Origin of the sequence: Alteromonas pelagimontana, from assembly GCF_002499975.2 — a bacterium.
GTDB classification, from domain to species: Bacteria; Pseudomonadota; Gammaproteobacteria; order Enterobacterales; family Alteromonadaceae; genus Alteromonas; species Alteromonas pelagimontana.
This window is the reverse complement of record NZ_CP052766.1, coordinates 467,626-490,664: the sequence shown is the minus strand read 5'-3', so window position 1 is coordinate 490,664 and position 23,039 is coordinate 467,626. Positions and strand designations below refer to the sequence as shown.

26 protein-coding genes and 5 tRNA genes are annotated in these 23,039 nt (G+C 46.3%); 10 read left to right on the top strand and 21 right to left on the bottom strand.

What is annotated here, in order from left to right; genetic code table 11:
* Positions 1-12 precede the first annotated feature (12 nt).
* Genes ybeY through miaB form a run of 3 tightly spaced genes read right to left on the bottom strand, consistent with a single transcriptional unit; the run spans position 13 to position 3,020 of the window.
* Positions 13-486, bottom strand: coding sequence for an rRNA maturation RNase YbeY (ybeY, locus tag CA267_RS02325; protein ID WP_075608971.1), 474 nt, complete (start codon positions 484-486; stop codon positions 13-15).
* Entirely contained in the window at positions 483-1,559 is a 1,077-nt protein-coding gene (locus CA267_RS02320; protein ID WP_075608972.1) for a PhoH family protein, read from the bottom strand. Before CA267_RS02320 ends, ybeY begins: the two co-directional genes overlap by 4 nt.
* Before the next feature lie 24 nt (positions 1,560-1,583).
* Positions 1,584-3,020, bottom strand: coding sequence for a tRNA (N6-isopentenyl adenosine(37)-C2)-methylthiotransferase MiaB (miaB, locus tag CA267_RS02315; protein ID WP_075608973.1), 1,437 nt, complete (start codon positions 3,018-3,020; stop codon positions 1,584-1,586).
* Positions 3,021-3,293: 273 nt separating this feature from the next.
* On the opposite strand from miaB, the gene CA267_RS02310 reads away from it, so the two are divergent.
* Positions 3,294-4,529, top strand: a complete 1,236-nt coding sequence (locus tag CA267_RS02310; RefSeq protein ID WP_232367589.1) for an FAD-dependent monooxygenase — start codon at positions 3,294-3,296, stop codon at positions 4,527-4,529.
* 261 nt (positions 4,530-4,790) lie between these two features.
* On the opposite strand, the gene CA267_RS02305 is transcribed toward CA267_RS02310, so the two are convergent.
* The 12 genes from CA267_RS02305 to ppnP form a co-directional block, all read right to left on the bottom strand.
* On the bottom strand, positions 4,791-6,194 hold the full coding sequence (locus CA267_RS02305; protein ID WP_075608975.1) for an alanine/glycine:cation symporter family protein: 1,404 nt from the start codon (positions 6,192-6,194) through the stop codon (positions 4,791-4,793).
* A gap of 119 nt (positions 6,195-6,313) precedes the next feature.
* A tRNA-Gln gene (locus CA267_RS02300) sits at positions 6,314-6,389 on the bottom strand.
* Positions 6,390-6,426: 37 nt separating this feature from the next.
* Positions 6,427-6,502, bottom strand: a tRNA-Gln gene (locus CA267_RS02295).
* 4 nt (positions 6,503-6,506) lie between these two features.
* Positions 6,507-6,591: transfer RNA gene (locus tag CA267_RS02290), tRNA-Leu, on the bottom strand.
* 42 nt (positions 6,592-6,633) lie between these two features.
* Positions 6,634-6,710, bottom strand: a tRNA-Met gene (locus CA267_RS02285).
* A gap of 177 nt (positions 6,711-6,887) precedes the next feature.
* Positions 6,888-7,775 carry a peptidylprolyl isomerase gene (locus CA267_RS02280; RefSeq protein ID WP_075608976.1) on the bottom strand — a complete coding sequence of 296 codons (888 nt, stop codon included), beginning with the start codon at positions 7,773-7,775 and terminating at the stop codon, positions 6,888-6,890.
* 155 nt (positions 7,776-7,930) lie between these two features.
* Positions 7,931-9,022 (bottom strand): redox-regulated ATPase YchF, encoded by a 1,092-nt coding sequence (ychF, locus tag CA267_RS02275; RefSeq protein ID WP_075608977.1) that lies wholly within the window; start codon positions 9,020-9,022, stop codon positions 7,931-7,933.
* Between the two features lie 21 nt (positions 9,023-9,043).
* A complete protein-coding gene (pth, locus tag CA267_RS02270) occupies positions 9,044-9,637 on the bottom strand; it encodes an aminoacyl-tRNA hydrolase (protein ID WP_075608978.1) in 594 nt (197 codons plus the stop codon).
* Between the two features lie 5 nt (positions 9,638-9,642).
* A complete protein-coding gene (locus tag CA267_RS02265; protein ID WP_075608979.1) occupies positions 9,643-10,278 on the bottom strand; it encodes a 50S ribosomal protein L25/general stress protein Ctc in 636 nt (211 codons plus the stop codon).
* Positions 10,279-10,761: 483 nt separating this feature from the next.
* Entirely contained in the window at positions 10,762-10,971 is a 210-nt protein-coding gene (locus CA267_RS02260) for a hypothetical protein (protein ID WP_075608980.1), read from the bottom strand.
* 11 nt (positions 10,972-10,982) lie between these two features.
* Positions 10,983-11,222 (bottom strand): hypothetical protein, encoded by a 240-nt coding sequence (locus CA267_RS02255; RefSeq protein WP_075608981.1) that lies wholly within the window; start codon positions 11,220-11,222, stop codon positions 10,983-10,985.
* 171 nt (positions 11,223-11,393) lie between these two features.
* Positions 11,394-11,678 (bottom strand): pyrimidine/purine nucleoside phosphorylase, encoded by a 285-nt coding sequence (gene ppnP, locus CA267_RS02250; RefSeq protein ID WP_075608982.1) that lies wholly within the window; start codon positions 11,676-11,678, stop codon positions 11,394-11,396.
* Between the two features lie 68 nt (positions 11,679-11,746).
* Here ppnP and CA267_RS02245 point away from each other — a divergent pair, with 68 nt between their 5' ends.
* Complete coding sequence (locus CA267_RS02245) at positions 11,747-11,884, top strand: hypothetical protein (RefSeq protein ID WP_170669007.1); 138 nt, start codon at positions 11,747-11,749, stop codon at positions 11,882-11,884.
* Between the two features lie 70 nt (positions 11,885-11,954).
* Positions 11,955-12,077: a hypothetical protein gene (locus CA267_RS19105; protein ID WP_269748477.1), complete on the top strand. Its 123-nt coding sequence runs from the start codon at positions 11,955-11,957 to the stop codon at positions 12,075-12,077.
* Positions 12,078-12,165: 88 nt separating this feature from the next.
* Here the strand turns inward: CA267_RS19105 and CA267_RS02240 are convergent, their stop codons facing one another.
* Positions 12,166-12,390 carry a DUF2798 domain-containing protein gene (locus CA267_RS02240; RefSeq protein ID WP_075608983.1) on the bottom strand — a complete coding sequence of 75 codons (225 nt, stop codon included), beginning with the start codon at positions 12,388-12,390 and terminating at the stop codon, positions 12,166-12,168.
* Positions 12,391-12,489: 99 nt separating this feature from the next.
* Between CA267_RS02240 and CA267_RS02235 the strand changes: the two genes are divergently transcribed.
* The 3 genes from CA267_RS02235 to CA267_RS02225 all read left to right on the top strand — a co-directional run bounded on the left by CA267_RS02235 (position 12,490) and on the right by CA267_RS02225 (position 14,637).
* On the top strand, positions 12,490-12,921 hold the full coding sequence (locus CA267_RS02235; protein WP_075608984.1) for a LysR family transcriptional regulator: 432 nt from the start codon (positions 12,490-12,492) through the stop codon (positions 12,919-12,921).
* A gap of 106 nt (positions 12,922-13,027) precedes the next feature.
* Positions 13,028-14,122, top strand: a complete 1,095-nt coding sequence (locus CA267_RS02230; RefSeq protein ID WP_075607780.1) for an ISAs1 family transposase — start codon at positions 13,028-13,030, stop codon at positions 14,120-14,122.
* Positions 14,123-14,127: 5 nt separating this feature from the next.
* Positions 14,128-14,637, top strand: a complete 510-nt coding sequence (locus CA267_RS02225; RefSeq protein ID WP_170669006.1) for a LysR substrate-binding domain-containing protein — start codon at positions 14,128-14,130, stop codon at positions 14,635-14,637.
* A 386-nt stretch (positions 14,638-15,023) separates the two neighbouring features.
* Here CA267_RS02225 and CA267_RS02220 read toward each other — a convergent pair whose 3' ends face one another.
* The 5 genes from CA267_RS02220 to lolB form a co-directional block, all read right to left on the bottom strand.
* On the bottom strand, positions 15,024-15,422 hold the full coding sequence (locus CA267_RS02220; protein ID WP_083638388.1) for a hypothetical protein: 399 nt from the start codon (positions 15,420-15,422) through the stop codon (positions 15,024-15,026).
* A 125-nt stretch (positions 15,423-15,547) separates the two neighbouring features.
* A complete protein-coding gene (locus tag CA267_RS02215; protein ID WP_075608986.1) occupies positions 15,548-16,495 on the bottom strand; it encodes a ribose-phosphate pyrophosphokinase in 948 nt (315 codons plus the stop codon).
* Between the two features lie 31 nt (positions 16,496-16,526).
* Positions 16,527-16,602, bottom strand: a tRNA-Gln gene (locus tag CA267_RS02210).
* Positions 16,603-16,607: 5 nt separating this feature from the next.
* A complete protein-coding gene (gene ispE / locus CA267_RS02205; RefSeq protein WP_075608987.1) occupies positions 16,608-17,495 on the bottom strand; it encodes a 4-(cytidine 5'-diphospho)-2-C-methyl-D-erythritol kinase in 888 nt (295 codons plus the stop codon).
* On the bottom strand, positions 17,480-18,085 hold the full coding sequence (gene lolB, locus CA267_RS02200; protein ID WP_075608988.1) for a lipoprotein insertase outer membrane protein LolB: 606 nt from the start codon (positions 18,083-18,085) through the stop codon (positions 17,480-17,482). The genes ispE and lolB overlap by 16 nt, the downstream gene beginning before the upstream one ends.
* Before the next feature lie 119 nt (positions 18,086-18,204).
* Here lolB and hemA point away from each other — a divergent pair, with 119 nt between their 5' ends.
* From hemA to CA267_RS02180, 4 genes are read left to right on the top strand one after another with little or no spacing between them, the layout of a single operon-like run.
* On the top strand, positions 18,205-19,476 hold the full coding sequence (gene hemA / locus CA267_RS02195) for a glutamyl-tRNA reductase (protein ID WP_075608989.1): 1,272 nt from the start codon (positions 18,205-18,207) through the stop codon (positions 19,474-19,476).
* 15 nt (positions 19,477-19,491) lie between these two features.
* Positions 19,492-20,577, top strand: coding sequence for a peptide chain release factor 1 (prfA, locus tag CA267_RS02190; protein WP_075608990.1), 1,086 nt, complete (start codon positions 19,492-19,494; stop codon positions 20,575-20,577).
* The gene (prmC, locus tag CA267_RS02185) at positions 20,570-21,412 is read left to right on the top strand and encodes a peptide chain release factor N(5)-glutamine methyltransferase (protein ID WP_075608991.1); all 843 of its coding nucleotides are present in this window, start codon (positions 20,570-20,572) and stop codon (positions 21,410-21,412) included. Before prfA ends, prmC begins: the two co-directional genes overlap by 8 nt.
* A 53-nt stretch (positions 21,413-21,465) precedes the next feature.
* Positions 21,466-23,037: a DUF3369 domain-containing protein gene (locus tag CA267_RS02180; RefSeq protein ID WP_075608992.1), complete on the top strand. Its 1,572-nt coding sequence runs from the start codon at positions 21,466-21,468 to the stop codon at positions 23,035-23,037.
* Positions 23,038-23,039: the final 2 nt, after the last annotated feature.

Here is a 23,039-nt window from a genome sequence, read left to right as displayed (position 1 = left end):
TCAACAGCAACGTTAATGCTCTTGATAAGGGTCGTCAATCCCTAATTGTGACAAAATAGCAATTTCCAAAGCTTCCATTTCCTCGGCATCGGCATCTTCAATATGATCATAGCCCAGTAAATGTAACAGGCCGTGGATTATCATATGTGCATAATGATTGTCGGTGTCCTTGTTTTGCTCCTGCGCTTCTCTCAAAATAACCGGCGCGCAAACTACTAGATCGCCCAGTAGGTTTAATTCAACACCCGGCGGGCATTCAAAAGGAAACGACAATACATTCGTCGATTTATCTTTATTGCGGTATTGAAAGTTAAGCGACTGCGACTCTTCTTCATCAACAATGCGAACAGTAAACTCCAGATCTTGCAGATTAAGGGCCGCAAACGCGCAGTCGGCCCAGGTTTGTAAATCATCGAAAGCGGGTACGGCAGCAAGCGCTTCATCTGGCTGTTCATACGCCTGCTGCAGATCAATAATGGCGGTCACGAACTGGAGTTGTTCTTATTTTCGTCGTTATTCGATTGGTTGGCCTGTGCATTTTCGCGCAGTGCTTCCTCTTTCTTCGCAAGGCGGAGCTTTTCCTGTTCAGCATCGTAGGCTTCATACGCTTGAACGATTCGCGCCACAACCGGGTGACGAACCACATCGTTAGCCGTAAAGAAATTAAAAGAGATATCCGGCACCTTATTCAGCACATCAATACTGTGACGTAAGCCCGAGCGCACACCGCGAGGTAAATCTACCTGAGTAATGTCGCCGGTGATGACCGCTTTTGAATTAAAGCCAATACGGGTAAGGAACATCTTCATCTGCTCTACCGTTGTATTCTGACTTTCATCCAGAATAATGAAGGCATCGTTAAGCGTACGCCCACGCATATAAGCAAGTGGTGCCACTTCGATAACATTCCGCTCGATAAGCTTTTCAACTTTCTCAAATCCGAGCATTTCAAATAATGCATCGTAAAGAGGGCGTAAATACGGGTCGACTTTCTGCGAAAGATCTCCAGGTAGAAACCCCAGCTTTTCGCCTGCTTCAACTGCCGGACGGGTTAGGAGAATTCTGCGAATTTCCTGTCTTTCAAGAGCATCTACTGCGCAGGCAACAGCCAAATACGTTTTACCGGTTCCGGCGGGGCCGATACCAAAGCTGATATCATGATTTACAATGTTCGCAACATACTGGCCCTGATTGGGATTGCGAGGCTTGATGACACCACGTTTGGTTTTTATCGTGACTTCTTTTGCGTAGGGAGAGGATTCCTCTCTTTCCAGGCACCTGGCTTCTTGAATAGCCAAATGCACCTGCTCGGAACTTAAGCTGGGAATCACTCCTTTAACGGGCTGAGTTTCAATGTACAATAGCTTGAGTAGTTCCGCCGCGCCGTTGGCTTGTTGTGCATCGCCCAATACTTTAAAAGCGTTGTTGCGGTAGGTAATCTCCACCCCCAAACGGCGTTCAATTTGCTTGATATTATCATCAAACGGGCCGCACAGGCTGGATAAACGTTTATTGTCTTCAGGTTCTAGGGCTATTTCGTTGCTGACCAATGTACTCAAGTTTCTACTATCCTCGCAAAAAAATTAGGCGGTGGGAAGGAACTGGTTAACACCTAATGTGTTTGCCTGCTCCATCTTATGCTTTGCCATAATAGATTGGGGCGAAACTGCCACACGCAACCCCATTTCACTTTCCCGGCGAACTACGTCACCGCGCAGGGAATTGGCAAATACATCTGTAATTCTGACATCGAGGAATTCCCCAATCATATCGGGAGTGCCTTCGAAATTTACCACACGATTATTTTCAGTACGACCAGACAGCTCCATTGGGTTCTTTTTAGAAGGGCCTTCAACCAGAATTCGTTGCTCAGTGCCGACCATGTTGCGGGCAATGCGAAGTGCCTGTTGGTTAATCCTTTGCTGTAATAAATACAGACGCTGCTTTTTCGTGTCTTCAGTAACATCATCTACTGCATCGGCAGCCGGCGTACCCGGGCGCGCACTATAGATGAAACTAAAGCTGAGATCATAGTCAATCGCTTGAATCAAATCCATGGTGGCTTCAAAATCGGTATCGGTTTCACCGGGAAAGCCAATAATAAAGTCGGAAGACATACTGATATTTGGACGCACTTTTCGCAACTTGCGAATCTTTGATTTATATTCAAGTGCGGTATGGCCGCGCTTCATCAGGTTCAATATACGATCGGATCCGCTTTGTACCGGTAGATGAAGATGATCTACCAGTTCGGGAATACTGGCATACGCATCAATAATATCGTCCGTGAACTCTACCGGATGCGATGTGGTATAACGAATGCGATCGATGCCATCAATAGCGGATACAAGTTCGAGTAATTCTGCAAAACGGCAAATGGTACCGTCGTAGTGTTCACCACGAAAGGCGTTTACGTTTTGCCCTAACAGATTCACTTCACGCACGCCCTGCTCGGCGAGCTGGGCAATTTCTAACAGTACGTCATCTACGGGCCGGCTGACTTCTTCACCCCGCGTGTAAGGTACTACGCAGAAACTACAGTATTTTGAGCAGCCTTCCATAATCGAAACAAATGCAGTGGGTCCTTCAGCGCGAGGACTAGGTAAACGATCAAACTTCTCGATTTCCGGGAAGCTGATATCAACCACTGCTTTCTCACCATTTTTGATCTGATTGATCATTTCCGGTAGACGATGCAATGTTTGCGGTCCAAAAACCAAATCGACAAAGGGCGCGCGCTGACGGATAACGTCACCTTCCTGTGATGCAACACAGCCGCCGACACCAATAATAAGATCAGGTTTATTCTTTTTGAGATTTTTCCAGCGCCCTAATTGGTGAAATACCTTTTCCTGTGCCTTTTCACGAATGGAACAGGTGTTCAGTAGAATCACATCTGCGTCTTCCGGCTCTTGGGCCAGCGCGTATCCATGCGTGGAATCCAGCAGGTCAGCCATTTTTTCCGAGTCATACTCGTTCATTTGACAGCCCCAGGTCTTGATATACAGCTTCTTAGTCATAGCAGCGACATTATTACCCTAGTAAGCCAGCACCGGGAAAAGGACGTAAGACAGCGTCCGGACGAAACCCTGGTTTCGAAAAGGTTGAGCACGTGCTGGTCGATGTTCAAAATAGCTGCATATTTTACCTGTTCTCGCACGCTTTGCCCAGCGATTACTTGTGCCATTCAGCAGCGTTTGAACCATAACTATGATGGGTACCGGCGGCTTAGCGGCCCAAAGGCTTAGCCAACGGTGCTAAAGTGATCTATCACAAAAGAAGTAACGGTATTCATGACAGCGCAATCAGCTTTGCGTCATAATGACGCATTACGCGCGGGAGAAGCTATGTACGATTTTTGTATTAACGGTGGGGGAATGGTCGGTGCTGCATTAGCAGCGGGATTAGTCCAGCAGGGGTATCACGTGGCGGTGATTGAGAAGGCGATGCCGCAGGGGCATTCTCCTGAGCAACCGCCAGATCTGCGTGTTTCTGCTATCAATATGGCCTCGGTAAAATTATTACGGGAAGTCGGTGCCTGGACACATATTCAGCAAACGCGGCTGCGCGCATACGATAAATTGTCGGTGTGGGAGTCGCCTGAGAGCCGAACCGATTTTTCCGCCGCATCGGTAAATGAACCTCAGTTAGGCTATTTTGTCGAAAATCGTCTCATCCAGCTAGGTTGTTATCAAGCCGCAAAACACGCAGAGAATCTCAGTTGGATCACCGGCGCAAAGATAGACGGGTGCCGCGTTGTTCCTCATTCGCACTGCGAGATTACCCTGGATAACGGACATTCCCTTACGGCCAAATGGTTAGTTGGGGCCGACGGTGCCCGTTCGCTGGTCAGACAGCAAGCAGCAATTGGTCATTCCGGGTGGCAGTATTCGCAGCAGGCACTAGGCATTACTATTGAGTTGGCTGATAAAGTTGAAAATTGGACGTGGCAAGAGTTTCATTCTAGCGGACCCAGAGCGTTCCTGCCAATGTATGATAATTTCGGCTCGCTGGTATGGTACGACGATGCCGCTACAATAACGAAGCTCAAAATGTTGGCGCCAGAGGCGCTAAAACAGGAAATTATTCGGGCATTTCCTGATGTTCTTCCTGATTTTTCCGTCATAGCCAAAGCCCCCTTTGCACTTACGCGCTCCCATGCCTCGGAATATATCAGGCCCAATGTCATCTTGGTAGGTGATGCGGCTCATACTATTAACCCGCTCGCCGGGCAGGGCGTCAATCTCGGTTTTAAAGACGTAAATGTATTGTTGAAGCTGACTGCAAAAATGGCAGGTACTGGCGCCGAAGCTGATTTTCAGCTTCTTAAGAAAGAGTATGAGAAGCCCAGACAGCGCGACAACTTACTAATGATGTCAGCAATGGACGGATTTTATCTCTTGTTTAGCAACGATATACCCCCAGTTAAATGGTTGAGAAAAGCCATGTTGAAATTTACCCAACATGCCACGCCTGCCAAAAAGCAGATTTTACGTTACGCATTGGGGATGAATGAATGGAAGTCCTGATACTGTTAGGTATACTTTTTCTGGCACTGATTATTGTTATTCCTCTTTTAGAGCGTTCAAAGCTTCGGGTGAGCAGCGAGACAGCATCTAAGATCTCCCGCTGGATTTGGCCGTTAATAATGATAATGCTGGTTCTTCAACTTATTATGATGATGTTCAGAGGGTAAGCGCGGTAGAACGATGAGTGGCAGAGATCGTAGTTAGAGAAGAGACATGTAAATGAAAAACGGCAGATAGTTATCTGCCGTTTTTCATTAAGTATTACCAGATGCCTTTTTCCGATTCTCCCTGAATCTCGCAATCACCGGTTTTATACTCAGGTTTTTCACCTTTAGCATGTTTGCCAAAGTAGTCCTTACTGATAGATACAATGGTCGGCGTCATCCATACAATGGCGATAATATTGATGACGGTCATAAGACCCAGAGCCATATCCGCCATTGCCCATACCTGTGGTAAGGCAGCCACAGAGCCCCAGAGGATCATGCCGAGATAGCCAATTGTGTATGCTATTCGTCCGAGCTTATTATCCAGTTTAAACATGTGCAGATTACTTTCGCCATAAGCATAGTTGGCCACGACAGAAGTAAAAGCAAAAAAGCAAATCGCCGCAGAAACAAAAGCCGTTCCGCTATCGCCAATATGTGCGCTCATCGCTGCCTGGGTCATGCCAATACCTTCCATCTGACCGGAAGCCGAACCGCCAGCCAAAAGAATAATAAATGCTGTGGCAGTACATAGAACCATGGTGTCTAAAAAGACTCCAAGCATTTGCACATATCCTTGGGAAACTGGATGGTTAGGGAAGGGGGCAGCACTGGCAGCAGCATGAGGTACACTTCCCGACCCCGCCTCATTGGAATACAAGCCGCGTTGGATGCCGTTCTTTATTGCCGCGGCTAATGCTCCGGCACCCGCTTCCTGTAGCCCAAAAGCAGAGGTCACAATGTTATAGAGCACATCCGGAACCAATGATAAGTTCATGAAGGTGATAATCAGCGCCGCCGCAACATAGCTGATCCCCATAAAGGGCACTACCCATTCTGCGAAGCGCGCAATACCGCGCAAACCGCCCACAACGATCAGTGACGCTAAGAGAATAATAGCAATTCCAGAGTAAAGCGTAGGGATGTCGTACGCGTTGTTTAAAGCATCAGTAATGGTGTTGGCTTGAACCGCACTAAAGACAAAGCCGTAGCCAAAGAACAAACAGAGAGAAAATGCCACCGCCAGCCAGGTTTTATTTAATCCTTGTTTAATGTAATAAGCAGGCCCACCGCGAAATTCACCATTTTCATCCTTAACTTTATAAAGCTGACCCAGAACGCTTTCAGCAAAGCCAGTGGCCATTCCTAACAAGGCAATTACCCACATCCAGAAAATGGCGCCTGCGCCTCCTAACGAAATGGCTACTGCTACACCTGCAAGGTTGCCGGTACCCACCCGAGCAGACAAACTGGTACATAAGGCTTGAAATGAGCTAATGCCTTCTTTGGTGGAAGTAGTACTTCCTCGCAGCAAAGTAAACATGTGACCAAAGTGACGGATTTGAACGCCACCCAAACGCAAGGTAAACCAGATGCCACAACCCAGCAGCATGACGATGAGAACCTGACCATCGCCCCACAATACATTGTTCACCGCAGAGACTATCTCGTTTATCACGTATAATTCCCGTTTAATTGATGATTTTTATAAAATTTTGGAAGTTAGTCTGCCGACCTTTGCTATGCCTGTAAAGCAAAAACAAAAACGCCGATCGAAAGACCGGCGTTTTGAAAATATGGCTGGGGTAGCTGGACTCGAACCAACGAATCGCGGGATCAAAACCCGCTGCCTTACCAACTTGGCTATACCCCAGAAGATAACTGTAGATATTACAATTATGCAGGAAAAATGGCTGGGGTAGCTGGACTCGAACCAACGAATCGCGGGATCAAAACCCGCTGCCTTACCAACTTGGCTATACCCCAACACTGGTGCGGAAGGAGAGACTTGAACTCTCACGCCGTGAAGCACTGGAACCTAAATCCAGCGTGTCTACCAATTCCACCACTTCCGCATAACATCACACAATAAAAAACCCAATGAATGGGTTGTGTGTTGGTGGCTACGGCGAGATTCGAACTTGCGACCCCATCATTATGAGTGATGTGCTCTAACCAACTGAGCTACGTAGCCTCCGTGTTGTTCACTCCCCTTGAGGAGTGGCGCGTATTATGCTGATATGACCCAGGGTCGTCAACCCCTTTTTTGACAACTTTTTTTAACTGCCTAATATGTGAGCTTGCGGGGCGAAAAATTAAACGCTTTGCAGAATAAATCACCTGTAAAGCCGGTGCAGTAACAGTATTTTGACTATTTGGGGCTGTAAACTTCCTCAACATCTGTTTGATAGTAGCAGATATCTATAGGGCGAGGAGCGAGTTGCTTATCCACAAAGAAAGGATTATCCAGTTCTTTGGCCGTCGCGATTTTCTTCTGGTATTGAGGATGGCTGGGTAGCTGTATACGGAAGTGGCGTTGCTCAGACTTCGGTAAATCTTCACCGAGCCTGACGTAGAGGATTTCACTTTTTTCTGAAAAATCTTTTATTACCCCCGCGTTTTCAGCTTCTCCCCGAGGCAATTTCTGCAGTGCTGCCATCCCATCCATCACTCGCCCAAATACCGACATATTCCGGTCCAAATGACGAGGTGCCTGACCAATCACAATATAAAATTCAGTGTCAGCGGAATCCTTCTTATTGTCACGGGCCATAGCCAGGGCGCCAGGACAGTTTGCCAGCCAATAAGATTCTCGGGTTACTGTGGTGGCTGCGGGGAAACCGTTTATAAAACCGCTAACGGGAGCAAATGGAGCAGGGCGCTCTACTTCGTAAAAGCCTTCTACTGAAGATGCTGAAAATTCCGCAGCAATACGATTGGTATATTCTGTGGGATCATGAGTACCGTTGGTTCCTGCCTGAGCAACAAACCCTTCAATTACCCGATAAAAGTAGCGGTTGTCATAAAACCGGTGTCGAATCAGCGTTTTAAACTGAGATACATGGTGCGGGGCAATGGCATCGGTCAGCGCCACCACAACCGCGCCCTGGTTAGTTTGCATATACACCAAATCTGATTGCGGAACGGTGTACCAGTGTTCCTCATTCTCGGCGAAACTTTGATGTTGAAAAAACAGTCCTCCGGCAATCGTACTTGTCTTTAGTAAGAGAGAGAGATATCTGATTACGCGACGCGTCATGAAAATGTGCCCTTGCAGTAAATGGAAAACCTTCTTTTATAACCGTTTTATGGGAATACAGGAAAAAGGAAATATGCGTTGAGAAATGTACTACGATTTGGACTAACAAAAAAGCCCCGACTAAGGCAGGCGGGGCTTTCTCTTTAATTACTCAATTAGACATTGAATCGGAAATGAATAACATCACCGTCTTTAACAATATATTCTTTACCTTCTAAGCGCCATTTTCCTGCATCCTTGGCACCCTGCTCGCCATTATATTGAACGAAGTTATCGTAGCCGATAACTTCCGCTCGAATAAACCCTTTCTCAAAGTCAGTATGGATTTTTCCCGCTGCTTGCGGAGCAGTCGAGCCTTCAGGAAAGGTCCAGGCTCGCACTTCTTTTACACCGGCAGTGAAATAAGTTTGCAAAGATAGCAAATTGTAGCCTGCGCGGATCACGCGATTCAAACCAGGCTCTTCCAAGCCCATGTCTTCCATAAACTCGGCTCTTTCATCGTCATCAAGTTCAGCTATCTCTGATTCTATAGCAGCACAAACAGCAACAACGACTGCGTTTTCTGTTTCAGCAATGGCGCGAACCTGATCCAGATAAGGATTGTTTTCGAATCCTTCCTCGCTTACGTTAGCCACATACATGGTAGGCTTTAATGTGAGCAGATTCATGTAACTGATAGCAGCGTACTCTTCTTTGGTTAACTCCAAAGACCGTAACAATTTACCTTCGTCTAAGTGAGGCTTAATTTTTTCCAGTACTTTAATTTCATACTTCGCTTCGGAATCGCCACCCTTTGCGCGTTTAGCAACTCGCAACAGAGCCTTTTCAGTGGCTTCCAAATCAGCTAAGGCCAGTTCGGTGTTGATAATATCGATATCATCTATTGGACTGACTTTACCGGCAACGTGAACAATATTGTCATCATCAAAACATCTTACAACATGACCAATAGCATCAGTTTCACGAATGTTAGCCAAAAATTTGTTACCTAGCCCTTCACCCTTGGACGCGCCTTCTACTAGTCCGGCAATGTCTACAAATTCCATAGTTGTAGGAACAACCCGTTGTGGTTTTACAATAGCAGCCAGTTTATCTAAACGAAGATCCGGCACAGGAACCACGCCAGTGTTTGGCTCAATTGTACAAAACGGGAAATTTGCCGCTTCGATACCGGCTTTGGTCAGCGCATTAAAAAGTGTCGATTTACCCACATTTGGCAGGCCGACAATGCCACATTTAAAACCCATGATGGATCCTTAATTCGTTATTTATTTGGAAACTTCGGCTTTGAAGGAGTGAAGCCTGTTTTGTGCGGGTGTGAGACCGTCACTAAGAAGAATATCAGTACAACGTATTGCTTCATCAACTACGCTGTTGATAGCTTCTTTTTCATTACCGGGCGGCTTACCTAACACGTGGCCGGTGACCTTACTTTTATGTCCAGGATGTCCAATGCCGATCCGTAAACGCAGAAAGTCTTTATTATTAGCCATTTTTGAGACAATATCGCGAATACCATTCTGACTAGAACTACCACCTATCTTAAATTTCGCCACACCAGGAGGAAGGTCAAGCTCATCAAAAGCAACCATTATCTGTTCTGGCTCAATACGATAGAAGTTTGCTATGGCGGCAACGGCCTGACCACTTCGATTCATAAAGGTAGTAGGGTAGAGAAGACGAACATCTTGACCGGCTATAGAGATACGCCCGGTTTTTCCAAAGAATTTGCTTTCTGGGATTAATGAAGTATGAAAATGGTTCGCCAACTGGTGCACATACCATGCGCCGGCATTGTGTCGAGTATTTTCATATTCGGGGCCTGGATTTCCCAGGCCCACGATAAGACGAATATCAGGCAAGCTGATTATTCCTCAGTACCTTCTTCAGCTTCGTCTTCATCAGCAGCAGGTGCTTTAGGAGCAGGCTTAACAGTTACTACAGCTAGGTTATGCGCTTCATCGTTTTTACCCAGTTCTACAGAAGTAATACCTGCAGGCAGAGTCAGATCAGAAAGGTGAAGCGTTTGACCCATTTCTACACCAGCCATGTCAACTTCGATGAACTCCGGCAGGTCTTTAGGTAGACAAGTGATTTCAATTTCATTGACATGATGTTCAGCGATACCGCCTTCTTCTTTAACAGCTTTACATTTGCTTTCGTTAACGAAGTGTAGAGGTACGTTAGTGTGTACGTTCTGACCAGCAATTACACGTTGAAAGTCAATATGGGTAATTTTTGGCTTGTACGGGTGACGCTGCATATCTTTAACCAGCGCTTCAACACTTTTCCCATCAATGTTCAGAGTCAGAACGTGAGAGTAAAATGCTTCAAAGTCAGCAGCATTATTTACTTTGTTATGGTCCAAAGTAATAGCAAGTGGCGCTTCATCGCCGCCATAGATAATAGCAGGTACTTTGTCAGTATGACGTAGGCGGCGGCTCGCACCTTTCCCCAGGTCAGTACGGACTTGAGCATCCAGTTTAAAAATTGCATCAGACATGGAATGTCTCCAATAATATAATTAAGTGTAGTATGGATTTTTGCGACCAAAATCCATCTGGACAGCTGGTAACGCATTACGCAACTGTGCCTTCGAATTTCGAGGGCGGCGAATTCTACCACCACTGGTGGGGATATACAATTTTCTGTGTTACGTGGTTAACATTCTGATTGTTAGCTTAAATAGCGCTATAAATTAATCCATCTGAAAATTTGCACGGCTGTACGACCAAATCCTTCATTCATCTTTGCTTGTCAATTTTCCAGCCGAATCCCAATAATAAAATGATGAAGGCTAATGCAATGGCTTTAATCATTATGTTTTCAGTCAGTAAATTGACTGTTCCAGGAATGATGCAAATGAAGCAGACTAATGAACTGGGCCGAAAAAGTTTTTTATCAGTCATCTCCCGTACCTTAATTACGTTGTAGACGGGCAAAGTACGCCCGCCTATATACGAACTTGAAAAATGAGCGGAAGTGACTAGTGGAAACTGACGTAGACGCCGCCAATAGTGCCAAGCATCCCGCCAATCATACCACCTACTAATGCTCCCGCTGGACCGCCAACAAAACCTACCGAGGCGCCGAGGGTAAATCCGCCGGCGAAACCGTCTAACCCGCCCATTGCCGCCTTAGACGCCATTGAGCCCGCGGATACTTCTTCAACTTCATGATGCGACAGTGTTCTCATTTGTTCACTCCTTAATAGTAGGCGTAAACTATAAGGCCGACTGCCGCGCCGACAAACGCACCTGCACCGCCACCAATCATGCCCCATCGGGCACCGTTCGCCGCGGCCATCAATGCGCCGCCTGTTCCCAGAGCACCTCCAACACCAGCGCCAGTCATGCCGCCCTTTATTCCTGCAGCAAGAGCGCTCCCACCTGTGACCAACTGCATTTCTTCGCCAGTCAGCTCAAATAAATCTGTCTGATTTGTCATAGTATGTCCTTAGTTTCTAAAACCGTGACTTCCTGTCACTCAGGCACTATAGCGAAATCCGAATCCGGTGGACACTGTATGAGAGTAGGGGGTTTTAGGCGAAAAATAATGGCCGGACAGGTTTTATTTAAGTTAGCGCCAACGACCATTGCGAAGGCGCCGATAATTCCGTTAGCTATAAAAGCAAAGATATGCAGTGGGGGTGGACACCTTTACATCAAAAGATAGGTTGGCATCTACAGCAAACTGGGTACCAGCAGGAAAAGATTGCCACTCATCGCTTTGCGGAAGACGAACCACCAGCTCTCCTTCCATGACTTTCATTACTTCGTGGGTATTGGTAGAAAATGTATATTGGCCGGGTGCCATCACGCCTGATGTACACGGGCCGCTGACCGATTCAAAAGCAATTGAGCGTACGTTGTCGTCGAAATAACTATTTACAGTAAATGCCATGGAAGTCTCCTGATTATAAAATTACCATTCTGAAGCAAATTAAGGCGCAATGGTAGGGGCAAAGCGCTGTGACTACCATTGTCAGTCATATCAGTGATACGGTGAATTACCAAGAGCAGCGTTCTGATGCCAACGGTGGTGTGATCCCAGAAGTCACAGAGAAAATATTGGCTTATGGCCTATCGATTAACCCCCGACCACTATAATTTGATCTCTACAATGAGTCTAAACGGCTGCTTCGAGATTATATCGTGTAGTGGCAGGACAAGAGCATGAATGGGTGAAATTTCAGCAGCTCGAGAAATAAGTAAAAATTTCTCATCCAAAACCCTGAAAGAAAATCGTAAAAACATCTTTAATGGCTCTGCTGGAGCATCCTTGCATCAAAAGTTCGGCTAAGAAATCTTCACTTATTGTAAAAATATTTGCAACCTATCCCTACGTACATTCGCGTCTGGCCGCGAAGGGAATAACTTCCGAACTGCTTCTACTCATTTTGATTCATGTTAATTAGCTGATGTGCAAGTGAGTGAAGCCTTGGGGCACAGACAAAGGAGATAATCCCTGCTGCTGGCCACGCTAAAAACCAAGCATGCATCCAAAGTTCAAAGAAATTCTCGATAATACCTACATTTAAAAATGTTACCCATGCTGACATAAAAAACGTCAGTATTAGGGATATCATTACTGCAAAAACCACACGATGCTTCATTTCTTTCTCTCCTCTTATTATAGAAGGGCGATGTTACGCGTTTACATATTTCTCCGGTATGGTTCATAATGAAAAGCCCGTTTGCAAATATGAGAAGCAATGCTGGATAATCTGCGAATTTTTATTACTGCTGCTGAAAAAGGGAGTTTTTCGGGAGCCGCCAAATGTCTTAGCATGACAATAGCGACAGTGTCGCGAAGGATTGCTGAGTTAGAAAAAAGTTTGGGAGTTGAGCTGTTCCATCGCAGTAATAAAGGCTTAATGCTGACATCTAGCGGCAATGATTACTATCGTGAGTGTGCAGACACTGTAAACGATTTAAGCCAAAAATTAATCAATCTTGATGCCACAATAAATGACCCTGAAGGTCCATTAAAAGTGGTGGCACCTATTAATATTGGAAGTGGGCCGTTAAATAATTTTTGGCAAACCTTTTCTGCGGCATATCCGCAGATAGCGTTGAATATTATACTAGCTGATCCCAATGAAAGTGTGCTGTCGAAGAGTTCTGATATCAGGGCGGGATCCTAACTTTTTGGTATAGCAACCGCTTTATTGATCAGCTATTGGTATAAGCACCATGGAACTCTGGTTGATTTGTACGATCAGATCAGTTTTCATTTCATTAAAGACTGACATGAGCTTATTAAAACACTTGGAAATCATCACCGACCACCGCAACGATATCAATAAAAAGCATGACCTGATTGATGTCATTTTCCTCACTCTAGCTGCCGTGCTCAGCGGTGCTGATGGATGGAAGTCTATTCAGCAATTTGGCGACTTACAGCTTGAATGGCTGCGTCAACATCGTGGATTTGCTAATGGTATTCCAAGACGGCACTGTATCGCTACCATTATCAAGGCGCTGGATACTCAAGTGTTGCTGAAAGCTGTATTTGGCTGGATTAACGACCAGCGTAAGCAACAAGGGAAACAAGTTATTGCGTTGGACGGTAAGACGATGCGCGGAGCCTGGCGCGACGATGCCAGCAAAGCCCTACATGTGGTGAGTGCATTTGATGTAGGTAATGGCGTTGCGCTTTATCAAGGGAGCTCAGACAGTAAAGGACATGAGGGGGACGTGGCGCGTCAGGTTATTGCCGCACTCACACTGGACAATGCGGTGGTCACACTGGATGCATTACACTGCCAGGCCGACACCATGAAAGCGGTGATTAAAGGTAAAGGCGATTTTGTGATCCAGTTAAAGGGAAATCAGCCTACTTTAAGTCAGCATGTAAAAACTTGTTTCGCCGAACAGTATGAAAATCCGGAACTGGCCACTTTCGAGCAGATTAACCGCGGGCACGGACGTGAGGAAAAGCGTACTGTGATGCAAATGAAGGCCAAATTACCCAAAGAACTCAAGCAAAAATGGCCGCATGTCCAGACTTTCATTGAGGTCGCTAGCGAACGGTGTGTGAAAAACACCACTGCTTGCTCATCACGCTGGTACGCAAGCTCATTGCCCGTTAATGCCGAGCAGGCTGCCGGTATCGTGCGGGATCATTGGGCTGTGGAGAATCAACTGCATTGGGTTTTGGATGTGGTGTTTCGAGAAGACGAGCTTAAGATCGGTGACCCAACAGGTGCTACACACCTGGCGTTATTCAACCGGGCATGTCTTAGCTTAATACGGCAACATATGGGCAAGAAGGATAGCATCGCAGGGAAACGACGAGCTGCTCTGTGGAGTCCGGAATTCAGAACAGAGTTGCTTTTTGGTTAAATAATGTGCGAAGTAGAATCCCGCCCTGTTCTGATATTGCTTTATGTTCAGGGCAACAGGAAGATTCTTCACTCATTCAAACCGGCCTTGGTAGTATTACTCCCATACTTGTGGGAAATATTCGTGACGAAGAAAGCTTTCCTCAAACACCCCAGGAACTGATTTTTTCAAAAACAATTGCAGCTGATATTTTCAGTGACTGGACTCTTCAAAATATAAACGATGAGACAGTTCAGTTTAAGGTGCTGAAAACTCATACGCATTTTTGCAATGATATGAATGTAAATTTCAATCTTGCTAAAGCGGGGGCAGGTATCGCGTTATTACCCTTGAGCATGGTGTATGAGGCTATAGAAAAGCGTGAATTGACACATGTGCTGCCTGAGTGGCAAGGGCCTGCCAGAAAGCTTTATCTGGTATGGCCTTATCAAAAAACTATATCTGCCAGAGCTAAAGCATTCCGCACAGCATTGACTGATTTTTTACATCAACAGCCATGGTTTGAGCCCCTTTAACAGTCTTCGTTGTCCTTAAGCGAATGTTGGAATAGCCTGATTTTTCGCTGCTCAATAGGCTTACATGTATACAAGCGCTAGGCGGGTTTAAATCCAGCGCTTGCCAAACCATACTTGGTGTTCCATCACAAGAATCTCTGAAACCTAGACTTTAAAAAAAATACCTGTACTCAGGATTTTTCTTGGTTATATTCAAATTCCCATCGGGCGTCGGATAGCGGAAGGTATCGGGACAACGGGAAAACTCTAATTTAGAACTGTGTCATTGAAGGGAAAGTGGACAGGGGCAATTGGCGCAGTGGTATTTTCATACAGCGTAATGTCTGTATCTTGAGCTCGTAATCTAAGTACAGGACGACAAAACAACTGCAAATATCACCGCAATCTTACCGGACCTGATTGATAGGTTTAACTTGGGAGTCATCAAGTACCGTTATTTCACTTACTTTAAATACAGTACCAAATTGCGTAAACGTCATTACATCTTTTAACGGTATGCCTTTAACTGCGACTTTCAGTCCATTTTTACGATATTCTGCAGTTAATCCTTGCAGCGTAAAATGTTCACCAGAATCACTGATAAATGCATAAAAGCCGCCTTCCATGCTCTTGTAAACAATTGTCCCTTTCATGCTGCTGGTTTTCTTCACTGTATTTTCCTTTTTTACCTCAACGAGTGTATTTTGCTGGGACTGTTCAGCAGAAACTTGGTGTCGCTCCTGCTGTGCACAGCCGGTTACGCAATAGCCGCCTAGCACCGCGGTAAGCATCATACGTGTCATCATTCTTTATAATCCTTTCGGAAAAAGGTCGAAATACTGGTGGAATAATAATGCAAGAAAGAAACTGAACGGCTTATGAACTACGAAGAGGCGGCACCGCGTAGAGGACTGCAGTGCCATAACTATGACTAATATTCAAACATAGCCGAAATAGATTCTTCGTTACTGATACGGCGGATGGTTTCGGCCAGCATTTCTGAAAGGGTCAGCTGTTTGACTTTATCAATCGTCTTCATTTCCTCACTTAGCGGAATGCTGTCAGTGACAATAATTTCATCAATGACCGAATTCTTCAGGATATTAGCCGCATTCCCAGAGAAGATGGCGTGAGTCGCATAAGCGTATACTTTACGCGCGCCATGGGCTTTTAGTGCTTCAGCCGCTTTCGCCAGGGTGCCGCCAGTATCAATCATGTCATCCACAATAATACAATCACGGCCTTTTACGTCACCAATGATGTTCATTACCTGAGCAACGTTGGCTTTAGGGCGGCGCTTGTCGATAATTGCTAAGTCAGTGTCGTTCATTAACTTAGCCGTTGCCCGCGCGCGAACAACACCGCCAATATCCGGTGAAACGACTACAGGATCCACAAAATCCCGTTGCATCATATCTGCCAGCAGAATGGGTGTACCGAAGGCATTATCGACAGGAACATCAAAAAAGCCCTGGATCTGTTCCGCGTGCAGGTCAATGGTAAGAACGCGATCGACGCCTACGTTAGATAGAAAATCAGCCACTACCTTTGCGGTAATGGGCACCCGTGCTGAGCGTACCCGCCGATCCTGACGGGCATAGCCGAAATAGGGAATGACAGCGGTTATGCGTCCTGCAGAGGCACGGCGCAGAGCGTCTATCATTACAATTAGCTCCATCAGATTATCGTTGGTAGGAGCGCATGTCGACTGGATAATAAAAACGTCCGAACCACGGACGTTTTCATGAATTTCTACGCAAATTTCACCGTCACTGAAGCGGCCGACACTGGCGTTTCCAAGCTTGGTATAAAGCCGTTCGGCGACTTTCTGGGCAAGTTCTGGTACAGCATTACCTGCAAAGAGCTTCATATCTGGCACAAGTGTTTCCTCAGTGCATTGATAAAAGAGGTGGCTGGGGTAGCTGGACTCGAACCAACGAATCGCGGGATCAAAACCCGCTGCCTTACCAACTTGGCTATACCCCAATAAACTAATTAGTGTCTGATGTGGCGTTCACTTCATATAGTTTTTGTTTTAGAGGCGACTGGTTGACACCTTTTGCCAAAAAACTTTTCCATGGCGCGGGCACAAAAGATTGCACTTGCCTGGCTAATTTTTCATCAGAAAAGGTGGCGAACACACACGCTCCCGTGCCCGTCATTCGCGACGGTGCGTAGTGTACCAACCACTGTAATAATTTTGCAACTTCCGGATAGCGATCGCAGACAATTTGCTGACAATCGTTATGCGAGTCAGCAAAGGAATAATCTTTCCATTCCATCGGCAGCGTATTCCGTGGCAGGTTCGGCTCGCGGAAGACGTCCGCTGTACTAATATGTATTCCCGGATTAACCACAAGATACCACCGCGTTGGCAGCGAAACGGGAGAAATCTCTTCCCCAACACCGCCCGCGAAGGCGGTTTGCCCTCTGATAAAAATGGGAACATCTGCGCCAAGTTGCAGGCCGAGGGTGGCCAGTTCGTTTTCATCTAATCCACACTGCCACAAGTCATTCAACGCCACCAATGTCGTGGCAGCATTAGATGAACCGCCACCAATTCCGCCGCCCATGGGAAGCTGTTTATCTAAATGGATGGTAACGCCGTGACTACACCATTGCCCCTGTTGTTGTAGCAGCTTTGCAGCACGCACAATGAGATTGTCTTTGTGGGCGACGCCAGGGATAGCCGTAGCAAGTAAAACCTTTCCCGAATTATTAATAGAAAAGTGTAGACGATCACCCGTATCCAGCATCTGAAAAAGTGTTTGTAGCTGGTGATAACCGTTTTCATAACGCCCGAGAATATGCAAAAACAAATTCAATTTAGCCGGGCTGGGCCACCACTGGTGGTGAGGAAATTTCAGTTCAGTGTCCATCTATCGATACGTATTTTTATAAAAGTGTCGGGATTATCGGTTTGAGTGAGAGTAAGGGAATGCGGCAACCAGACTCCTTCAACATCACCATAGTTGTCATAATTAACCTGCCAGTTAGTGCAATCTGCGCAATTTGGCGTCAACCTATCCACCAGCCCTTGTTCGGTAAAGGAATATTTATCCCCTTTTCCCGGCAGGCCTTTCATCCAATTAAGCAACTGGGCAACCGGAATCTCCCAGCCGGTTGTGCGACTGATCAATTCTGCAGGATCGGTATCTGTATAGGTTTTATCGTTACTTTTCAACGTCGAGAGCTGCTCGGTTACCTGTAAATCAACCAACGTTATTCCAAGTAAGTTTGTCATGCGGAAATGAAATTCAGGCTGTTGCGTGCGCCATATTAAGTTAGCACTAAGAGCTTGAGTACTATCTCGAAACGCGATTTTTCCCTGCGCCTTCCAATGTGTAACCCGTTCAAGTGCTTGTAATTGCGCAGGCAAATTCACTGCGGTGTCAGGGCCAGAGGGCAGAGTCGAGCAAGCTGAAAGCAGCAGCAATCCTAAAGTGAGAAAAATCCATCTTAGCTGCATAAGTGGGCTAACATCTTATTCAAATTTATCAGCATATATAGGAACACATATTCAGCAACACTTTCAATCATTTTGGCTTTTTCGTACAATGCCGCTCCGAAGTCGCCACATGAAACTTAATGACCCTAACTGCCGTCGGAATTAATCATAAAACAGCACCAGTTGCACTACGAGAAAAGGTGGCTTTCACACCGGATTCGCTGGTGGCGGCTCTGGCGTCGCTGAAAAAATTAGACGGCGTGGATGAATCGGTAATTGTATCTACCTGTAATCGAACTGAAATCTACGTCAACGGAGAGCAGGAAGAATCGGAACAGCTGCTCAAATGGCTGGCGGATTTTCACCGCCTGGATATCGCTCTCATACGGCAAAACAGCTATATGCTGGAGCAAAGCGAGGCGGTACGCCACATAATGCGTGTAGCCAGCGGTTTAGACTCTTTGATTCTGGGTGAACCGCAGATATTAGGGCAAATAAAACAAGCCTACAGTGACGCTAAACATTCTGGCACAGTGAGCACGCAATTCGAAAAACTGTTTCAGCATACTTTTTCTGTTGCCAAGCGGGTGCGCAGCGAGACAGAAATTGGTGCCAATGCTGTTTCTGTTGCTTATGCGGCCGTGCAGTTGGCCAAGCATATCTTTTCAGCACTTCCCAAGCGATCCGTTCTTTTAGTGGGGGCGGGTGAAACCATAGAACTGGTCGCTCAGCATCTGAAAGAACAGGGCGTGGGTCGTTTAGCGGTTGCCAATCGTACGGTTGCTCGAGCTCAGGCCTTAGCAGAAAAACTTGATGCAGATGTACTTACTCTGTCGCAACTTCCCGAGCACTTGAAAGATTTTGATATCGTCATCAGTTCTACTGCAAGTCAGCTACCCTTAATAGGAAAAGGGATGGTAGAAGAAGCCTTGCGTCAGCGCCGTAACTTACCTATGTTTTTGGTGGATTTAGCGGTACCACGAGATATTGAAGCACAGGTTAATGAGCTGGGCGACGCTTACTTATATACCGTTGATGATTTACAGCACATTGTTGAGCAAAATTTGGCTTCAAGAGAAATGGCCGCTCAGGAAGCAGAAAAGATCATTCAGGATCAGGTAGACGTTTATCTGAACTGGAAGCAGGCGCAACGCTCAATTAATCTGGTACGACAATACCGGCACAAAGGGATGCAGCAAAGAGATGAATGGGTTGAGCGGGCCAAAAATCAATTGGCAGATGGCAAAACTGCCGATGATGTTATCGATGAATTGGCTTATAAGCTCACGAATGCTCTGATGCATGGCCCCACTCGCGTCCTGCGTGAAGCAGCGGCGGAAAATAACGCGGCACTGACCCAATGGCTGGGGCAGGCTCTGGATCTTGATGATAACAGTCAGCAAGACGAATAAGGTAAATAAACATTTATGAAAGAATCGGTTGTCAGGAAGCTCGAAAATCTGGTTGAGCGTTTTGAGGAATTACAAGCACTGCTTGGCGATCCTGCGGTCATCGGAAACCAGGATAAGTTTCGCAATCTATCCAAAGAATATAGCCAGCTAGAAGATGTTGTCGCCGGTTTTAATGCTTATCAGCGCGCCGAGAATAATCTTGCCTCTGCGCAGGAAATGCTTGAAGAAGATGATGCGGAAATGCGTGAAATGGCGCAAGAAGAAATAAAGGCTGCCAAAGCAGAGCTGGAACGGTTGGAAAATGAATTGCAGCTATTGCTGCTACCGCGCGATCCCAATGACGATCATAATTGCTTTTTGGAAATTCGCGCAGGAGCTGGCGGTGATGAAGCCGCTATTTTTGCTGGCGATTTATTCCGTATGTACAGCCGTTACGCCGAGACGCAGCGCTGGCGAGTAGAAGTGGTAAGTGCCAACGAAGGTGAACATGGCGGATTCAAAGAAGTCATTGCCAATGTTTCCGGCGACGGCGCATATGGCGTACTGAAGTTCGAGTCAGGCGGTCATCGTGTTCAGCGGGTGCCCGAAACTGAATCTCAGGGAAGAATTCATACTTCAGCCTGTACCGTTGCTGTTTTACCTGAAGTGCCAGAATCAGAGGCTATTGAAATTAACGCGGGCGACTTACGTATCGACACCTTTCGTGCTTCTGGCGCGGGCGGCCAACACGTAAACAAAACCGATTCGGCGATACGAATTACCCATATTCCCACTGGCCTGGTAGTTGAATGTCAGGACGAACGTTCACAGCATAAAAATCGTGCAAAAGCGATGTCGGTACTGCAGGCGCGTTTAAATCGTATTGAAGAAGAAAAACGTGCTGCGGAAGAGGCCACAACCCGGCGCAATCTGGTAGGAAGTGGTGACCGTTCAGAACGTATCCGAACCTATAATTTTCCTCAGGGCCGGGTGACAGATCATCGCATCAATCTCACTCTATACCGTCTGGACGAGGTAGTGGAAGGGGATTTAAACGCTTTACTTGAGCCTATTCGTCAGGAGCATCAAGCTGATTTGTTAGCTTCACTTGCCGATGACTAAAACGGTCACCGAGGCGCTTCAGTGGGCGAAAGCCGAGCTTGCGCAAGGTGAATCGCCGCTTCTGGATGCCCGTATTTTACTGGCACGTAGCATAAACCAATCGCTGACGTATTTGTTTACCTGGCCTGAGGCCATTTTAACAGATGCGCAGTGGCGCACCTTTTGTGCTTTTATCGAGCGCCGGCAGAAGGGCGAACCGATTGCGTATATTTCGGGCGAGCGGGACTTCTGGTCGTTGTCTCTTGCAGTAAATCCAGCCACACTGATCCCTCGACCGGAAACAGAATTGCTGGTTGAACTGGCGTTGGCGCGGCTGCCCTCAAGCCGCCCGACCGTCTGTGATTTGGGCACCGGAACAGGGGCTGTTGCATTAGCTATCGCCACCGAGCGGCCTGATGCGCTCATAACGGGCGTTGATGTTGTTCCCGCTGCCGTTTCGCTGGCTAAGGAAAACGCTAAGCGCAACAAGCTTGAACATGTCTGCTTTGTTCACAGCGAATGGTTTTCAGCCCTTTCAGATAAACGTTTTGACATGATTGTCAGCAATCCACCGTACGTGGAGGAAACGAGCGCCTTTTTACAAGAAGGGGACGTCCGTTTTGAACCCAAATCGGCGCTTACTTCCGGTCCTGATGGTTTAAAGGATATTAAGATAATTATTGAGCAGGCGCCAGACTGGCTTCATCATCAAGGTTGGCTTTTGTTAGAACATGGCTATCAGCAAGGGCAAGCGGTACATACCTTTTTCAACCAACGAGGTTTTCATCAGGTAACTACGGTCAAGGACGGAAGCGGACACGATCGTATCACCATGGGATTATGGCGAACTTGCTAATAATTATTCTTAAAGTATGCTGTTTCTGTGTAGTGATAACAGGATAAGTTAGCATGAACGACGACTTACTATTTGTGGATGAAGTTGAAGAGGTCGAGATCGAGGAATTAGGGTATTGGAAAGTACTCATTGTTGATGATGAACCCGAAGTTCACGCTGTCACTAAACTTGCCCTAAGCGATTTTGTGCTTAATGATAAACGCTTGGTGTTTATCAGTGCCTATAGCGGCGCCGAAGCCAAAAAGATGTTTCGGGAAAATAACGATATAGCCGTGGTGTTGCTGGATGTCGTCATGGAAACAGACGATGCAGGTTTGCAAGTAGCTGATTATGTCAGAAATGATTTAGATAACCACTTTACCCGTATCATTTTGCGTACCGGCCAACCCGGCCAGGCCCCCGAAAAAGATGTAATCATTAATTATGATATTAATGATTACAAATCCAAAACGGAACTGACAGCGCAGAAGCTGTTTACTGTCATTATTGCAGCGCTGCGTTCCTATCGCGACATTATTGTAATAGAAGAAAATCGCGCTGGTTTAGAAAAAATTATAGATGCTTCGGCTGATCTCTTTTCTACGCGATCGCTGGAAAAGTTTATGCAGGGGATCATTCAACAATTAGCATCAATTCTGGGCTGTTCTCAAGATGCTGCCTATATCACCACTGCCGTTGCTGCGCCACAACCCATTCATCAACTCGATCCCGCGGAATTGTACGTGTTTGCGGGAAATGGCGAATATGCAGATAAAGAGGGCGTTAAACTAAAAGAGGCAGTTTCTGATGAGGAATTTCGGCTATGTAAGCAAGCACTACAAGAGAAGACTATCGTTTACGCAGAAGATCATCTTGTAGCGTACTGCAACAGTAAGGCTCACAATGGTTCACTGCTCTATCTGTCAGGGTTGCCCAGGCGCATTGGCGAAACTGATAAGCGACTGGTGAAGCTGTTTTCTGACAATGTGCAGATAGCTTTTGAAAATCTCCTTTTGAATAACGAAATTGAATGTACGCAAAGAGAAATTATTGAACGCCTTGGTAAAGCTATGGAAAGCGATGTCAAAAACAGTCAACATATTGCACGTATGGTTGCCATGTCTGAAATTTTGGCCCGCGGTATTCAGATGGACGAAAGCCAAATCACCACGTTGCGTCTTGCTATCCCCCTGCATGATGTAGGCAATTCTCATGTTTCTTCGTATGTGTTTCGTAAAACGGCTCCACTCACAGCAGAAGAAATTTTTGATATTCGCCAGCATGCTGAGTTTGGATACCAAATATTAAAAGATTCCGACCGTCCTACGATCCAACTGGCAGCAATTCTGGCTAAACAACATCATGAACGCTGGGACGGTAGCGGCTACCCGGAGGGGCTGAAAGAGGAGGAAATAGCGTTAGAAAGTCGTATTGCAGCGTTGGTTGATGTCTTTGATGCGTTACTGAATAAGCGCCCTTATAAAGAAGCCTGGCCAGCCGACCAAGTGGCCGCTACGCTACGCACCGAACGTGGTAGTCATTTCGATCCACAACTTGTGGACTATCTTCTGCAAAATTTTGATAGTTTTCTGGCGGTACAAAAGCTGCTGCCCGATCTTGAAGAACAAGAAAATAACAACAACTAGGA

Excerpts from the sequence above, each read along its gene's own strand:
- prfA (WP_075608990.1), top strand. The coding sequence starts at position 19,492 with ATGAAAGAATCGGTTGTCAGGAAGCTCGAAAATCTGGTTGAGCGTTTT.
- CA267_RS02265 (WP_075608979.1), bottom strand. The coding sequence starts at position 10,278 with ATGTCTGATGCAATTTTTAAACTGGATGCTCAAGTCCGTACTGACCTG.
- ppnP (WP_075608982.1), bottom strand. The coding sequence starts at position 11,678 with ATGGCATTTACTGTAAATAGTTATTTCGACGACAACGTACGCTCAATT.
- ychF (WP_075608977.1), bottom strand. The coding sequence starts at position 9,022 with ATGGGTTTTAAATGTGGCATTGTCGGCCTGCCAAATGTGGGTAAATCG.
- CA267_RS02230 (WP_075607780.1), top strand. The coding sequence starts at position 13,028 with ATGAGCTTATTAAAACACTTGGAAATCATCACCGACCACCGCAACGAT.
- CA267_RS19105 (WP_269748477.1), top strand. The coding sequence starts at position 11,955 with ATGGGTGAAATTTCAGCAGCTCGAGAAATAAGTAAAAATTTCTCATCC.
- CA267_RS02220 (WP_083638388.1), bottom strand. The coding sequence starts at position 15,422 with ATGATGACACGTATGATGCTTACCGCGGTGCTAGGCGGCTATTGCGTA.
- CA267_RS02255 (WP_075608981.1), bottom strand. The coding sequence starts at position 11,222 with ATGACAAATCAGACAGATTTATTTGAGCTGACTGGCGAAGAAATGCAG.
- lolB (WP_075608988.1), bottom strand. The coding sequence starts at position 18,085 with ATGCAGCTAAGATGGATTTTTCTCACTTTAGGATTGCTGCTGCTTTCA.
- ispE (WP_075608987.1), bottom strand. The coding sequence starts at position 17,495 with ATGGACACTGAACTGAAATTTCCTCACCACCAGTGGTGGCCCAGCCCG.
- miaB (WP_075608973.1), bottom strand. The coding sequence starts at position 3,020 with ATGACTAAGAAGCTGTATATCAAGACCTGGGGCTGTCAAATGAACGAG.
- CA267_RS02260 (WP_075608980.1), bottom strand. The coding sequence starts at position 10,971 with ATGAGAACACTGTCGCATCATGAAGTTGAAGAAGTATCCGCGGGCTCA.
- CA267_RS02310 (WP_232367589.1), top strand. The coding sequence starts at position 3,294 with ATGACAGCGCAATCAGCTTTGCGTCATAATGACGCATTACGCGCGGGA.
- CA267_RS02280 (WP_075608976.1), bottom strand. The coding sequence starts at position 7,775 with ATGACGCGTCGCGTAATCAGATATCTCTCTCTCTTACTAAAGACAAGT.
- prmC (WP_075608991.1), top strand. The coding sequence starts at position 20,570 with ATGACTAAAACGGTCACCGAGGCGCTTCAGTGGGCGAAAGCCGAGCTT.
- CA267_RS02235 (WP_075608984.1), top strand. The coding sequence starts at position 12,490 with ATGCTGGATAATCTGCGAATTTTTATTACTGCTGCTGAAAAAGGGAGT.
- CA267_RS02180 (WP_075608992.1), top strand. The coding sequence starts at position 21,466 with ATGAACGACGACTTACTATTTGTGGATGAAGTTGAAGAGGTCGAGATC.
- hemA (WP_075608989.1), top strand. The coding sequence starts at position 18,205 with ATGACCCTAACTGCCGTCGGAATTAATCATAAAACAGCACCAGTTGCA.
- CA267_RS02240 (WP_075608983.1), bottom strand. The coding sequence starts at position 12,390 with ATGAAGCATCGTGTGGTTTTTGCAGTAATGATATCCCTAATACTGACG.